Origin of the sequence: Flavobacterium undicola (assembly GCF_009909155.2) — a bacterium.
GTDB lineage: Bacteria > Bacteroidota > Bacteroidia > Flavobacteriales > Flavobacteriaceae > Flavobacterium > Flavobacterium undicola.
In genome coordinates this window covers 1-13,996 of the sequence record NZ_JAAAPM020000021.1, presented here as the reverse complement: position 1 = coordinate 13,996, position 13,996 = coordinate 1, and the positions used below count along the sequence as shown (strand labels likewise).

Below are 13,996 nucleotides of genomic sequence, written 5' to 3'. Positions count from 1 at the left end.
CGAGGAACGAAGCAATCACACATTGTTGCTCTCGCTATGAGATTGCTTCGTTCCTCGCAATGAATTATACCACAAACTTCAACGGCAAATGAACCACTTTCTTAGTTTCAAAGAATTCATCTTTGAAGAAATCGGCTAAATCGTATTGCGTTGCTTTCGGAAAATCTGCTAATTCTTCGGTTAGGTCACCTCCTTTTAAATAAAGAATTCCGTTTTTTAGTTCGTGTTTGTGTTGTTTCTTGATTTTGTTTTTTATCCAGGAAACAAAATCAGGCATATTAGTCACCGCACGACTTACAATAAAATCGAAATCGCCTTTTACATTTTCGGCACGAATTTGCTCTGCTTTAACATTTTTCAATCCTAAAGTATCAGCAACGCCTTGTACTACTTTTATTTTTTTGGCAATTACATCTATCAAATAAAAACGGGTTTCCGGAAAAAGAATCGCCAATGGAATTCCTGGGAATCCACCGCCAGTTCCCACATCCAGTACATAACTTCCGGGTTCGAATTTCATGATTTTAGCAATCCCTAAAGAATGCAAAACATGTTTAGTATACAAAGAATCAATATCTTTTCTGGAAATAACATTTATTTTTTCGTTCCAATCGTGGTATAAAAAATCCAGTTTTTGGAATTGTTCTTTTTGAATATCGGTTAAATCCGGAAAATAGCTCAATATTTCGTCCATCGTTTTATTTTTTTAACAAAAGTACTATTTTTAAGTTTGAAATATTTAACTCAATTTTGCAGAGTTAAAATTTATAAATAATTATCTTTGAACGCTATTTTGAATAATTATGAATACTACCGCACCTACATTTGCTAAGCAAGACAAACTAAAGTTTTTTAGAACGCTTAACTCGCGGGTAAACAATTACTTCAAAGAAAATAACATTTCGAAAGCAGGTAATTGGAAACTCCATTTGAAAGCGATCATACTTTTTACTGTTTTTCTGGTTCCTTACTTTTTAATTCTTACGCTTGATATGCCTTTTTGGGCTCACCTGCTTTTAACTATCGTTATGGGAATTGGTATGGCTGGATTAGGAATGAATGTCATGCATGATGGGAATCACGGTTCGTTTTCCAATAAAAATTGGGTCAATAAAATAATGGGAGGCACTATTTATTTCTTAGCCGGGAATGTCTATAACTGGCAAGTTCAACATAATGTTTTGCATCATACCTACACTAATATTCCTGGTCACGATGAAGATTTAGATGCGGGAAGAATTATTCGTTTTACTAAAAGTGCTAAATGGCATAGCTTTCATCGTTTTCAACATTATTACTCTGTTTTTTTATACGGATTATTGACTTTCAATTGGGCAATTACGACTGATTTTAAGCAAATGAGAAACTATCTGAAAAGAAAATTATCTTATGGAGAACCTAAAAGTCCTAAAATTCTATGGACTACTTTAATTATCACTAAAATAATTTATGTTTCCATTTGGATTGTATTGCCTATCGTAATTGGAATTACCTGGTGGAAAGTATTAATTGGTTTCTTTATCATGCACTATACTGCCGGATTAATTTTAAGTATTGTATTCCAATTGGCTCACGTAGTAGAAGAAACGGAGAATCCTTCTCCAAATGAATTAGGCGAAATGGAAAACACCTGGGCAATTCACCAATTGTTTACCACAACTAATTTTGCTCCAAAAAACTGGTTAGTTAACTGGTACACTGGAGGTTTAAATCACCAAATAGAACATCATATTTTTCCAAATATCAGTCACATTCATTATAGCAAAATTGCAAAGATTGTTCGCGAAACTGCACAAGAATGCAACCTGCCTTATTATGAATACAAAACCATGGGAAGTGCTATAATTGCACATTTCAAACATTTAAAAGAATTAGGTGCAAACCCAGAAATGGCGTAAAATAAAGAGACACTTTGGTGTTTTCAACAATAATTAATTAAAATAAATAATTAACCTCCCTTAATTCAAAAAAAGGATTTTAGGGCTTTCAACACTTTATTAATGAGTAATCCACTTTCAGACAGAATTAACAATCTTGCTACATCACAAACATTAGCAATGGCAGCTTTGGCTAGAGAATTAAAAGCGCAAGGTAAAGACATTATCAGTTTAAGTTTAGGAGAACCTGACTTTAACACGCCTGATTTCATCAAAGAAGCCGCTAAAAAAGCGATTGACGAAAACTACAGCACTTATTCTCCAGTTGATGGATATGCTGAATTGAAAGATGCTATCTGTAGAAAATTCAAAAGAGACAATGATTTAGATTACAAACCATCTCAAATTGTAGTATCTACCGGAGCAAAACAATCTTTATACAACATTGCACAAGTAATGTTAAACGATGGTGACGAAGTAATCTTACCAGCACCTTACTGGGTTTCTTATTTCGAAATCGTAAAATTATCAGGTGGTGTTCCTGTAGAAGTTCCAACTTCTGTAGAAACTGATTTCAAAATCACACCAGAACAATTAGAAGCGGCTATCACACCAAAAACAAAAATGATGTGGTTTTCTTCTCCTTGTAATCCATCAGGATCTGTATACAACAGAGAAGAGCTAACAGCTTTAGCTAAAGTTTTAGAAAAATATCCAAACATATACATCGTTGCTGACGAAATCTACGAGCACATTAATTTCTCAGGAACTTTTTGTAGTATCGCTTCTGTACCGGGAATGTTCGACAGAACCATTACTGTAAACGGAGTAGCAAAAGCTTTTGCTATGACAGGATACAGAATTGGATACATTGGAGCACCTGAATTTATTGCAAAAGCATGTACTAAAATTCAAGGGCAAGTAACTTCAGGAGCTAATTCTCCAGCACAACGTGCTACAATTACTGCTTTAGATGCTGATCCATCTGTATTGAACCACATGGTACAAGCTTTCCATTTTCGTAGAGATTTAGTTGTTGGATTATTGAAAGAAATTCCAGGAGTGAAAATCAACGTTCCAGAAGGTGCATTCTACGTGTTCCCAGACGTTTCTTCTTTCTTTGGAAAAACATTAAAAGGAACTGAAATTAAAGATGCAAACGATGTTTCTATGTATCTTTTGGCAGAAGCCAACGTAGCAACTGTAACTGGTGACGCTTTTGGTAATCCAGACTGTATTCGTTTCTCTTATGCTACTAGCGACGAATTGTTGAAAGAAGCTTTAAAAAGAATTAAAGACGCTTTAGCAGTATAGTCTAAAGTCAGCATATTTATAAAATCAGCCTCAAGGAAACTTGGGGCTTTTTTTTGCTGCATACTTTTTTACAAACAATAATAAAACTAATGGTTTGTAATGCTTTTTTTATATTTTTATACAAATCAAACAGTACCATTATGAATAGATTTATTTTGTTTTTTCTACTATGCGTTTATTCTTTTACCACAATTGCACAACAGCAAGTACCTATTAAACCTCGAATTCTTATTAGTAGTGATATTGGCGGCACTGACCCGGACGACAATCAGTCTATCACTCATTTATTCATGTATAGTGAATTATTTAACATCGAAGGACTTGTTTCCTCACCTTCTTTTGGTGATGGAAACAAAGAAGAAATTTTAAGGATGATTAATCTTTATGAGAAAGATTTACCCAAATTAAAAAAACATAAAAAAGGATTACTTTCCCCTGATTATTTACGTTCCATTACCAAACAAGGCCGTCATGGCGCAGCTCCTTATATGGGTTACACCGCTGCAACTGAAGGTTCAAACTGGATTATAAAATGTGCCAAAAAAGAAAGTCCACAACCACTTTGGGTATTAGTTTGGGGAGGCCTGGAAGATTTAGCTCAGGCTTTACATGATGCTCCAGAAATCCAGAATAAAATACGAGTGGTGTGGATTGGTGGACCAAACAAAAAATGGAGTGCCAATAGCTATGCTTATGTCGCAGAGCATTTTCCAAATCTTTGGTTTATTGAAAACAACTCCTCTTATTATGGACTCTTCTCCAATAATGACGAACCTGACAGCGTAAAAACCACTGACTACTATGACAAATACATTCAGGCAGCCGGATATCTGGGCAAAGATTTTAAAAATTACTACAATGGAAATATAAAAATGGGAGACACTCCCACCCTTCTCTATATGATGGATGGAAACCCAAACAATCCAATGCGTGAAAGTTGGGGTGGCAGTTTTGAAAAAACCAATCACAGCCCCAGAGTAATATACAATCGTGTGACAACCGAAAAAGACACAGTAGCCTACTGCACCATTACAGAGTTCCATTTGAAAGGACCAATTATAAATATCCCATCGGACTCAGCCTGTTTCTGGATGGAAACTGCCTATAACAACAATGTACAAAAATGGCCTGGATACTACCTTGGCAATGGAGAATATGCTATAAAATATGCTCCAAAAAAAGCAGAAATATTAACCTATAAATTCACCTCTGAAATTCCAAATTTCCCTGTACAGGAAGGAAAATTAGTCGTAGAAAACTTATGGCCAGGTAAAAAACACAGTACTGATTATAAATTAGGCAATAATTGGTACACCGATAAAGCAGATCCAAATTTATATGACGGAAAAATACAAGGAGGAAAAACAATTTTAAAATGGAGAAATGACATTTTATCCGATTGGGCAAAACGTTGGAATTGGTTATTAGATAAATAATGTAGCCAAAATAAAAATCGCTGCTTTTAGCACAACTATATTAGCTATATACTGTTTTTAATATATTTGAAATAAAAATATTACATACTATTACCAAACATCTAAACGAATTGGCATAAATATTTAGAAAAATGAAATTAAACCTTTTAAATAAAATTTTTTCTGTTTTAATTTTTCTTGTGAATTTATACTTTGTGCCTTTTACAATTATTCAAATCGTAAACACAGGAGACCCGATGGGTTTTGGATTATTAGCAATTCCTCTCACGCTTATTATAAATTTATTACTAATTCCCGCTCATTTTGCATTTAAAAGTAAATATGAAAACAAACTCTTATTACTAATAATAAATTCATTAGGTTTCACTATTTCATTCATATTATTTCTTTTATTAATATCAACACCAAAAATTGATTAATGAAAAATATTTTTAAACCAGACCGCACTTACAAAGTTACAAACTCAAAAAAACACTAGATCAATCAACAAAAAAACTCGTCAATATTCCCAAAACAAACATTACATCAAGCACAATTATTATAACCATTCGGCATCGGGCGATAAGCATAATATTGTAACACCTCTTCAATGGCAAAAACCAATGCTTGATTTATGGGCAGAATTAGGTTTCCTAATTTAAAATCTATTTGAGAAAGATTCATGTAATAATCAGTAAAAATAGGAATGGCAAGTCCGTCATTAATCGCTTTTGTAGTCTTTTCAAAAGCTTCTTTTTGATTATCTTTGATTATTTTGCAGGTAGATATTCGGTATTGTCCATATTTGTCTTTGTTGGCGCCAAAGCCAAACAATCGGCAAATTAAACCTCGGTATTGGTAATCACTGCAATTTCCTTTGTTGCTATCTAGTAACGAAAGTGGATTGTAAATATAACAGCTGCTTTTACTTCTGCTTTTTAAAGCCAATAAAACATTTTCAGCATTTCCGTTTAAGAAAAGATGAAACGCCCAAGGTAAAAATTCGAGTGGAGAAGCATCTATTTCAGGAGTGGCACAGCATTTTCCGCAACCCGCCACACAGCTTAAAGTCGAGCTTTCCTGAAAGACGGCAATTTCTAGTTCTAATTTGGCAAACAAGGCTTCAACAAGAATGACACGATGGGCTATAGACATGGATTTTTACACAAGGTAGCCTTTATAATCCCGTTTACGGCCGGATTGGAAAGTTTAACTAAAAACTAAATATCCCGATACATTTTTCGGTATTTAGAAGGCGACATTTTTACAAACTTATTGAACTGTCGATTAAAAAAACTCAAATTATTATAACCTACTTGGTATCCAATTTCAGAAGCCGTTAAATCAGTATTAATAAGCATTTTGGTTGCCATACTGATTTTGTATTCGTTGATAAATTCAAAAAAAGACTTGCGGAAAGTTTTCTTAAAAAATCGACAAAAAGACTCCTTATTCATCGCTATTTTTTTAGAAACATCGTCCAGACTAATTTGCTGGTTGTAATATTCCTTCACATAATTGTAAATCAAATTCACGCGCTCACTTTCTTTAATGGTCAAATTAGTTGTAAAACCTTCTCCTGCCAAAAAATGATGATTCGCATTCACAGCCAATTCCTGTAATATTTGCAAAAAAGACAAAAGCCTTTCAAAAGGCGGCAAATCAATTAAGCTCAACAATTTGCTTTCAACCTTCAAAGCCGTTTCAAAATCAAACCGAATTCCTCTGGAAGCCAAAGCTAACAGTTGTTTGATATGCTGGAATTCTTTTTTCTCTAACCAATCTTCGAGCATTTCTTCATCCCATTGCACAATAATACAGCGTACTTCTTCTTTTTGTTCGCCAATGGTTTTCCAGCAATGCGGCAAATTCGAACCTACCAAAACCAAGTCGCCGTATTCAAAATTTCCCATATTATCACCCACATATCGGATACCACTACTCCCCAGAATATAAGTCAGCTCATATTGAGGATGAAAATGCCAGGAAGCAATAAATTCTTTGCCTTCAAAAAGAGTCGTATTAAAAGAACTTCCCGGCGATGGACTTATACTTCGATATTCTGCTTTCATTTCTACACTACAAGGATTTAAGAAGCTTTAAAAATACACTATTCTTTATCAATATAGTGTTTAAAAATCCATTTATTGTGTAAATAGTGTTGCTTTTAGAGTTGTAATATTGTAATTCTAAAAACTACATAGCATGAATACAGATACAGCCATCAGAGATGTCAAATTATACAAAGCTTCCACAACGCTAAAAAAACCAATATCGGATGCCACGCATACGCTAACCGAAATTGCTTTTATAGTCATGCGAATCCAATTGGAAAACGGAGTCATTGGCGAATCCTATTTGTTGTCTTTTCAATATTCTCCCAATGCCATTGTTGGTGCATTAAAAGATATTATTCCGGTTATAAAAGGTTATAAAGCCAATGAAACTGCGGCTGTTTACCAAAAACTGGACGAATTAGCCGAATATTTTGGAAACCAGGGCGTATTACGTTGGGCACAAGCTGCCATCAACATTGCCATGTGGGATGCCTGGGGGAAAACTTTGGGACAACCCATCCATAAAATCTTAGGCACACATAAAGAAAAAGTATCCATTTACGGAAGCGGCGGCTGGATTTCCTATTCTATTGACGAATTGATCGAAGAAGTGACCAATTATGCCGATAGAGGTTTCAAAGCTGTAAAAATAAAAGTAGGTTCGCCAAAAGTCAGCACCGATGTGGAGCGTTTGCGTTTAGTGCGCGAAGCCATAGGCGACAAAGTCGATATTATGATGGACGCTAATCAGGGAATGGACTTGCCATCGGCAATGAAATTAGCAAGAGAAGCCAGGGATTTAAACATCAACTGGTTTGAAGAACCTATCCATCACCAGAATTTCCAGGGTTACGAAATCCTAAAAAACCAAACCGGAATTTCTCTCGCCATGGGAGAAAGAGAATTTGATACTTTGCCACTTAGAGAGTTAGCTACCAGAAACGCTTTAGACATTTGGCAACCCGATATTTTGAGAATTGGTGGAGTCGAAGCCTGGCGCGAAAGTGCGGCTTTGGCTAAAAGTTTCCACCTGCCTGTTCTCCCGCATTATTACAAGGATTACGATGTGCCGTTGTTGTGTACCATTTCAAATGGCGTGGGCGTAGAATCTTTTGACTGGGTCGATCCATTAATTGACAATCCTATGGTTATTCAGGATGGTTTTGCAAAACCACACGATTTACCGGGCTGGGGATTCAGTTTTATTGATGATCGAATGACTGAAATTAAGTTATAAGAACAACTCCTTTTTCTAAAATAGTTTAAAGTTTGAAGTGGCAATACTCCAAATTTTAAACTATTTTTTATTTATGGGGTTCCTTCGGTCGGGCTATCCATTTCAATCTTTTATTTTTAAAGAAAAAATAAAAGGATTTCCACTACTATCCCTAACCCGCAATCCCGTTACCACAATAGCAACTAGATTTACCTCAACACCAACAAAACACCCAAATAAAAAAACTACAAATCCAGCTGAAAACCATAAAGGAAATAATTGGGAAATAAATGGTACTACAAACTGTTTTGTAAGATTTTTTTATACATTTGAGAAATAAATAAGTAGGATAGCAATCAGACTTATACCCCCAAATTAAGGTAGATAAGTCTGATTATGTCAGACCTATCCACAAGTTATGCCTTATGCTACCCAAAAATCGCTAAAAAAAATAAAAATTAATGAATAACCTATACTTTATCGGTGGAATTCACGGCGTTGGAAAAGGAACAATTTGCAAAGAAATCATTTCAGATTTTAATGTTATTCATCTGTCTGCAAGCGAAGTTCTAAAATGGGAAGAAATTAGCTCATTAGAAAATAAAAAAGTTAATGATTTTGAACTTTCTCAAAATAGATTAATATCTAACTTAAATCAAATAACCGAACCAACTAAAAACTATCTTTTAGACGGTCATTTTTGTTTATTAAATTCTGAAAACGAGCCCGAGAAAATTAATAAAGAAACATTTATTGAGCTAAATCCTAAAGCATTTATAATTGTAGTAGATAAAATTGAATTAATACAAAAGCGTTTAGAAAAAAGAGATAATAAATCTTATGATATAGAAATATTGCAAAAATTTCAAGATTTAGAATTTGATTATTCAATATCTTTATCAAAAGAACTAAATATACCAATTATTAAAGTAATAAATGGAAACATTCAAAACCTATTAAATTTTTTAAAAAATGAGAGTATTACTTGATACAAATATAATTATTCATCGAGAAGCTAGTAAAATTTATAATCAAGATATAGGCTTACTTTTTAATTGGCTTGATAGATTACATATTGAAAAATGTGTTTCACCATATAGTTTAGAAGAAATAAATTCATATAGAGATGAGGAAGTTGTAAATACAATGACCATTAAACTTGAAAACTATAATGTTCTCAAAACTGAATCTCCCGAAAATGAAGTAATTGATGAAATCAGAGTTTATGATAAAAACAGAAATGATTTTATTGATACGAGTTTATTAAAAGAAATCTATAGTGGTAGAATAGATTATTTAATAACAGAAGACCGAGGTATTCATAGAAAAGCAAAAATTCTTGGTATTTCAGAAAAAATTTATAAAATTGATTCTTTTTTAGAAAAATCAATCGCAGAAAATCCTGAACTAAAAGAATATCAAGTTTTAGCGGTAAAAAAAGATTATTTTGGCAATCTTAATATAAAAGATGAATTCTTTAACTCTTTTTTAGAGGATTACAAAGAGTTCGGAAATTGGTTTAACAAAAAGTCCGATAATATTTCATATGTATGCATTACCGATGATTTAGTTAGAGCTTTTCTGTACCTAAAAGTCGAAGAAATAAATAGTGAAACATATAATGACATTATTCCTAAATTTCAACCAAAAAAAAGATTAAAAATCGGCACTTTTAAAGTGACATCAACGGGTTACAAATTGGGTGAAAGGTTTTTGAAAATAATTTTTGATAATGCAATCTCATATAAAGTTGAGGAAATCTATGTCACAATCTTTGATAAAAGAGAAGAACAACAAAGACTTATCAATTTATTAGAAGAATGGGGATTTATCTATTGGGGGCAAAAAGAGACTCAAAACGGTGTAGAAAATGTTTATGTCAAAAATTTTACTAAAAATATGAATCTAGAAAATCCACAATTTCATTATCCTTTTGTTTCAATAAGTAACAATCAAAAATTTATTGTTCCAATATATCCAGAATATCATACGGAATTATTTCCTGATTCTATTTTAAATAATGAGTCTCCTAATGATTTTGTTGAAAATGAACCTCACAGAAATGCTCTGAAAAAAATATATATTTCTCGTTCATATAATAGAAATTTAAAATGTGGTGATTTGTTGTTGTTTTACAGAACAGGAGGTCACTATCAAGGAGTTGTTTCTACTCTAGGCATTGTTGAGAGCATTATAACCGATATTAAAGATGAAGCACATTTTATTGAATTATGCAGAAAAAGAAGTGTGTTTAACGATAAAGAGTTGAGTAAATATTGGAATTGGACACCTAGTAATAGACCGTTTATTGTAAACTTTTTATATGTAGATTCATTTCCTATGCCAAAAGTTAACTTAAAAAGATTACGTGAATTAAATATAATTAATGAAGCGCCAAGAGGGTTTGAATTATTAGAAAACACTAAGTTTGTACAAATCTTAAATGAAGCAAGAGCAAATGGAAGTTATATTGTCGATTAAACCCGAATACGCAAACAAAATTTTCAATGGAAGTAAAAAATTTGAGTTTAGAAGAAGTATATTTAAAAATAAAGAAGTAACTAAAATAATTGTATACGCCTCATCTCCAATAAGTAAAATTATTGGAGAATTTGAAATTGCAAAAATTTTGCACGAGGATTTAAAATCTTTATGGAAATTAACAAAGCAATCTTCGGGTATTACAGAAAAGTATTATTATGATTATTTCATTGGAAAAGAAAATGGGTTCGCGTTAGAAGTAAAAAAAGTAAAGCTGTATAAAGAAGTTGTTTGTATAAAAGAGGTCTATGGTATTAGTCCGCCACAATCTTTTGCATATGTAAAAAAAAGCACAAAGGCATAACAGCCGTTACAAGATATTTGGGTATTTGGCTGAATTTAAAGATGGTTTCCCACTGGTGCTCGTTTGTAACGAGTACCCATTACTAATAAATACAAAACCAAGCATTTACAATGCGGCTCATTTATACTTAAAAGGAGCTTTCCTTGCTGTAAATAGTTTAAAATTTGAAGTGACAAAACTCCAAATTTTAAACTATTTTTGTTTTTCAAAATTTTAGGCATAACTCAAAAAAGAATAAAACCATTAAGTAAATTAAGATTGTCATTTTCTTAAATTTCTTAATTCGCTTAATGGTTAAAAAAATATAAAATGGCAAAAATCCTTCTTCTCGGCTCAGGCGAACTTGGTAAAGAATTTGTAATCGCTGCGCAACGCATCGGGCAAACTGTGATAGCGGTTGACAGCTATGAAAATGCACCTGCTATGCAAGTCGCTCACGATTTTGAAGTGATTAATATGTTAGACGGTAATGCTTTAGATAAAATTGTAGCTAAACACAATCCCGATTTCATCGTTCCCGAAATAGAAGCTATTAGAACCGAACGTTTTTACGATTACGAAAAGCAAGGAATTACCGTTGTTCCATCGGCAAAGGCAGCCAACTTTACGATGAATCGCAAAGCCATTCGCGATTTAGCTTCTAAAGAATTAGGATTAAAAACTGCCGAATACCGTTATGCCACCACAGCCGAAGAGTTACGAAAAGGTGTTCTCGAAGTAGGTATTCCTTGCGTGGTGAAACCATTAATGTCTTCGTCAGGAAAAGGACAATCCACGATAAAAACAGAAGCTGATATCGAAAAAGCCTGGGAATATGCTGTGGCAGGTTCGCGTGGCGATGTGGTCGAAGTAATTGTGGAAGCTTTTGTAAAATTCAATTCGGAGATTACTTTATTGACTGTAACACAAAACAACCGCCGAACATTATTCTGTGCGCCAATTGGTCATAGACAAGAACGTGGCGATTATCAGGAAAGCTGGCAACCCGCTCGAATTTCTGACAAAGATTTATACGAAGCGCAAGACATGGCCGAAAAAGTTACCGAAGCCTTAGGTGGTGCAGGACTTTTTGGTGTTGAATTTTTCTTAGCCGATGATGGTGTTTATTTTTCTGAATTATCGCCTCGCCCACACGATACCGGAATGGTAACATTGGCTGGAACACAAAATTTTAATGAATTCGAATTGCATCTTAGAGCGATTTTAAGTTTGCCAATTTTCGAAATTACCTTAGAAAAAACAGGAGCAAGTGCTGTAATTTTAGCTTCGGAAAACAGTACAAATCCAACATATACCGGAATTGAAAAAATTGCTGCCTTACCAAAAACCGATTTCAGAATCTTTGGCAAACCATCCTCAAGACCTTACCGACGAATGGGTGTGGCTTTGACAAACAATACTCTGGAAACTCCAATTGAAGAGGTCGTAGAAAATGCTGTAAAAGCCGCGAGTTTAGTGATTGTAAATTACTAATTTTTCTTCTGAAAATAATTTTAATTGATAAGTTCATTGACATAAATAAAAACGCTAGAGGGTAATATTTTCTTCTGCGTGCTCTTGGCTACAACTGTTTGTTCTTAGCGTTTAGGGTCAATTTCTTTTGCGCGATCACATTTGTGTCGGCAGTAAAAGACGACCTCAGAGGGCTTGGGTTATTTCAACCTCAATACCCAAATTTTTTAGTTTGTCAATATAAGACTGAACTTGACTTTGTTTTCTTCTGGAATCAATGTAATCATAGCCTAATTCCAAATAAGGAACTTTATATTTTATCATGAAATAGGCAGCCGTCAGCATTTTATGACCAACAGCAACTAAAGCTCTTTTTTTACCGCGTCTAACAAGAAGACTTTCGTATTTTTTACGCAGATAACAATCTTTTACGCGTGTCGCCGACCATGCACATTCTATTAACATTGGTTTCAAATGCTGATTGCCGCTTGTAATTCTGCTCGAACGCATTTTTCCAGCACTCTCATTATTACCTGGGCAGACTCCTGCCCAAGATGCCAGATGATGAACTGTTGGAAACTTGTCCATATCAACACCTATCTCAGCAATCATTGAAGCAGCACTTATAGAATTTACCCCTGGGATTGTTTTCAAAAGCTCGATCTCTGTTGAATATTGACTGCAAAGTAAAGCTGTTTCACGGTCTATTTTAGCTATCCTATAATTTATGTTTTCAATACTGAGCCGAATAGTCTCAAGCATAAATTTATGATGATCGGAGAGCTTACCTTCTAAAGATTCTTTGAGAATATCCTTTTTCTTTTTGATAGATCCGTGACATAAAGCAAGAAGTTCTTCAAAATTATTATTGCCCTGCAGTAAAGCTGTTATAATTAAAGTTCCTGTTTTGCCAAATAAGTCAGTGATAACATTGCTGAGTTTAAAATTAGCATCCTGAAGAACTCTTTCAAATCGGTTTCGTTCTGCTGTAGCATTCTGTACAAGTTTTTTTCGGTAGCGGGTAAGATCTCTTAAGTTCCTTATTTCATTGGGAGGAACAAAGCTTGCTTTCAACAAACCGCTCAAAAGGAGTTTAGCCAGCCATCGGCTGTCCTTTTTATCTGTTTTATGCCCCGGAATATTCTTAACATGTCTTGCATTTACAAGTAGTATTTCGAATTCATCACTGAGAATATTAAAAACAGGCTTCCAGTAAACACCTGTGCTTTCTATTGATAAATGAGTAATAGCAAAGGATTTAAGCCAACTGGATAAACTTCTGAGATCATTGGTATAAGTAGTAAAAGTTCTTGTCTCGGTTATGATCCCTGTACCCATTACAGTCACAACCACAGTATCACGATGCACATCCATGCCTGCGCCTCGCTCAACAACCTGAGGAAATGAGATTTGTGATTCCATGATATAAAATTTACCATAAAGTTACGGTACCCCATTTTCATGGCTGTTTGCGCTTGCGTTTTTTTATATCATGACAATTTCTTTTTTGCTTGATCAAAAAAGAAACAAAAAAATCAAGTCTTACACTTCCTCGTCGGTCAAATTAGTTTTCGAATACTAAAAGAAAAGAACTCTCCGCCGCGGCGGATCAAACAGCTTTTCTTTTTGCGTATTCTTCAAACATTTGACGCTCGACTGCGGAAGCTAAGGACAATGAATTCGTTAAATAAAGTAATTGAGTTATACACTTAATATCTGTTTTATGTTTTTTTGATAAATCGGTTTTGCATTCACCATTCTTTCTATGGATTTATGAAAAATACTTGTTTTAAATTGAGAACGGTTTATCCTAAAACAAA

Annotated in this window: 12 protein-coding genes and 1 pseudogene; 8 read left to right on the top strand and 5 right to left on the bottom strand. The window is 33.9% G+C overall.

The window, feature by feature from the left end:
* Positions 1 to 64: 64 nt before the first annotated feature.
* Positions 65 to 694 carry a 16S rRNA (guanine(527)-N(7))-methyltransferase RsmG gene (gene rsmG, locus GTZ96_RS12535; protein ID WP_161644261.1) on the bottom strand — a complete coding sequence of 210 codons (630 nt, stop codon included), beginning with the start codon at positions 692 to 694 and terminating at the stop codon, positions 65 to 67.
* A 109-nt stretch (positions 695 to 803) separates the two neighbouring features.
* Here rsmG and GTZ96_RS12530 point away from each other — a divergent pair, with 109 nt between their 5' ends.
* The 3 genes from GTZ96_RS12530 (at position 804) to GTZ96_RS12520 (ending at position 4,627) form a co-directional block, all read left to right on the top strand.
* Complete coding sequence (locus GTZ96_RS12530) at positions 804 to 1,898, top strand: fatty acid desaturase family protein (protein WP_161644260.1); 1,095 nt, start codon at positions 804 to 806, stop codon at positions 1,896 to 1,898.
* Positions 1,899 to 2,000: 102 nt separating this feature from the next.
* Positions 2,001 to 3,191: a pyridoxal phosphate-dependent aminotransferase gene (locus GTZ96_RS12525; RefSeq protein ID WP_161644259.1), complete on the top strand. Its 1,191-nt coding sequence runs from the start codon at positions 2,001 to 2,003 to the stop codon at positions 3,189 to 3,191.
* Between the two features lie 140 nt (positions 3,192 to 3,331).
* Positions 3,332 to 4,627, top strand: a complete 1,296-nt coding sequence (locus tag GTZ96_RS12520; protein WP_161644258.1) for a nucleoside hydrolase-like domain-containing protein — start codon at positions 3,332 to 3,334, stop codon at positions 4,625 to 4,627.
* A 525-nt stretch (positions 4,628 to 5,152) separates the two neighbouring features.
* Here the strand turns inward: GTZ96_RS12520 and GTZ96_RS12515 are convergent.
* Both GTZ96_RS12515 and GTZ96_RS12510 read right to left on the bottom strand, forming a co-directional pair.
* The gene (locus GTZ96_RS12515) at positions 5,153 to 5,761 is read right to left on the bottom strand and encodes a YkgJ family cysteine cluster protein (protein WP_161644256.1); all 609 of its coding nucleotides are present in this window, start codon (positions 5,759 to 5,761) and stop codon (positions 5,153 to 5,155) included.
* Between the two features lie 65 nt (positions 5,762 to 5,826).
* Positions 5,827 to 6,678: an AraC family transcriptional regulator gene (locus GTZ96_RS12510; RefSeq protein WP_161644255.1), complete on the bottom strand. Its 852-nt coding sequence runs from the start codon at positions 6,676 to 6,678 to the stop codon at positions 5,827 to 5,829.
* A gap of 133 nt (positions 6,679 to 6,811) precedes the next feature.
* Between GTZ96_RS12510 and GTZ96_RS12505 the strand changes: the two genes are divergently transcribed.
* The 5 genes from GTZ96_RS12505 to purT all read left to right on the top strand — a co-directional run bounded on the left by GTZ96_RS12505 (position 6,812) and on the right by purT (position 12,197).
* Positions 6,812 to 7,900 (top strand): mandelate racemase/muconate lactonizing enzyme family protein, encoded by a 1,089-nt coding sequence (locus GTZ96_RS12505; protein WP_161644254.1) that lies wholly within the window; start codon positions 6,812 to 6,814, stop codon positions 7,898 to 7,900.
* A 440-nt stretch (positions 7,901 to 8,340) separates the two neighbouring features.
* Positions 8,341 to 8,868 (top strand): ATP-binding protein, encoded by a 528-nt coding sequence (locus GTZ96_RS12500; RefSeq protein ID WP_161644252.1) that lies wholly within the window; start codon positions 8,341 to 8,343, stop codon positions 8,866 to 8,868.
* Positions 8,852 to 10,360, top strand: coding sequence for a PIN domain-containing protein (locus tag GTZ96_RS12495; protein WP_161644251.1), 1,509 nt, complete (start codon positions 8,852 to 8,854; stop codon positions 10,358 to 10,360). The genes GTZ96_RS12500 and GTZ96_RS12495 overlap by 17 nt, the downstream gene beginning before the upstream one ends.
* The gene (locus GTZ96_RS12490; RefSeq protein ID WP_161644309.1) at positions 10,338 to 10,724 is read left to right on the top strand and encodes an ASCH domain-containing protein; all 387 of its coding nucleotides are present in this window, start codon (positions 10,338 to 10,340) and stop codon (positions 10,722 to 10,724) included. The genes GTZ96_RS12495 and GTZ96_RS12490 overlap by 23 nt, the downstream gene beginning before the upstream one ends.
* Positions 10,725 to 11,033: 309 nt before the next feature.
* Complete coding sequence (gene purT / locus GTZ96_RS12485; protein WP_161644250.1) at positions 11,034 to 12,197, top strand: formate-dependent phosphoribosylglycinamide formyltransferase; 1,164 nt, start codon at positions 11,034 to 11,036, stop codon at positions 12,195 to 12,197.
* A gap of 165 nt (positions 12,198 to 12,362) precedes the next feature.
* On the opposite strand, the gene GTZ96_RS12480 is transcribed toward purT, so the two are convergent.
* Together GTZ96_RS12480 and GTZ96_RS12475 are read right to left on the bottom strand one after the other, a co-directional pair.
* Positions 12,363 to 13,598 carry an IS110 family RNA-guided transposase gene (locus GTZ96_RS12480; protein WP_161644249.1) on the bottom strand — a complete coding sequence of 412 codons (1,236 nt, stop codon included), beginning with the start codon at positions 13,596 to 13,598 and terminating at the stop codon, positions 12,363 to 12,365.
* A 279-nt stretch (positions 13,599 to 13,877) separates the two neighbouring features.
* A pseudogene (locus GTZ96_RS12475) lies at positions 13,878 to 13,996 on the bottom strand (IS1595 family transposase); the annotation flags it as partial.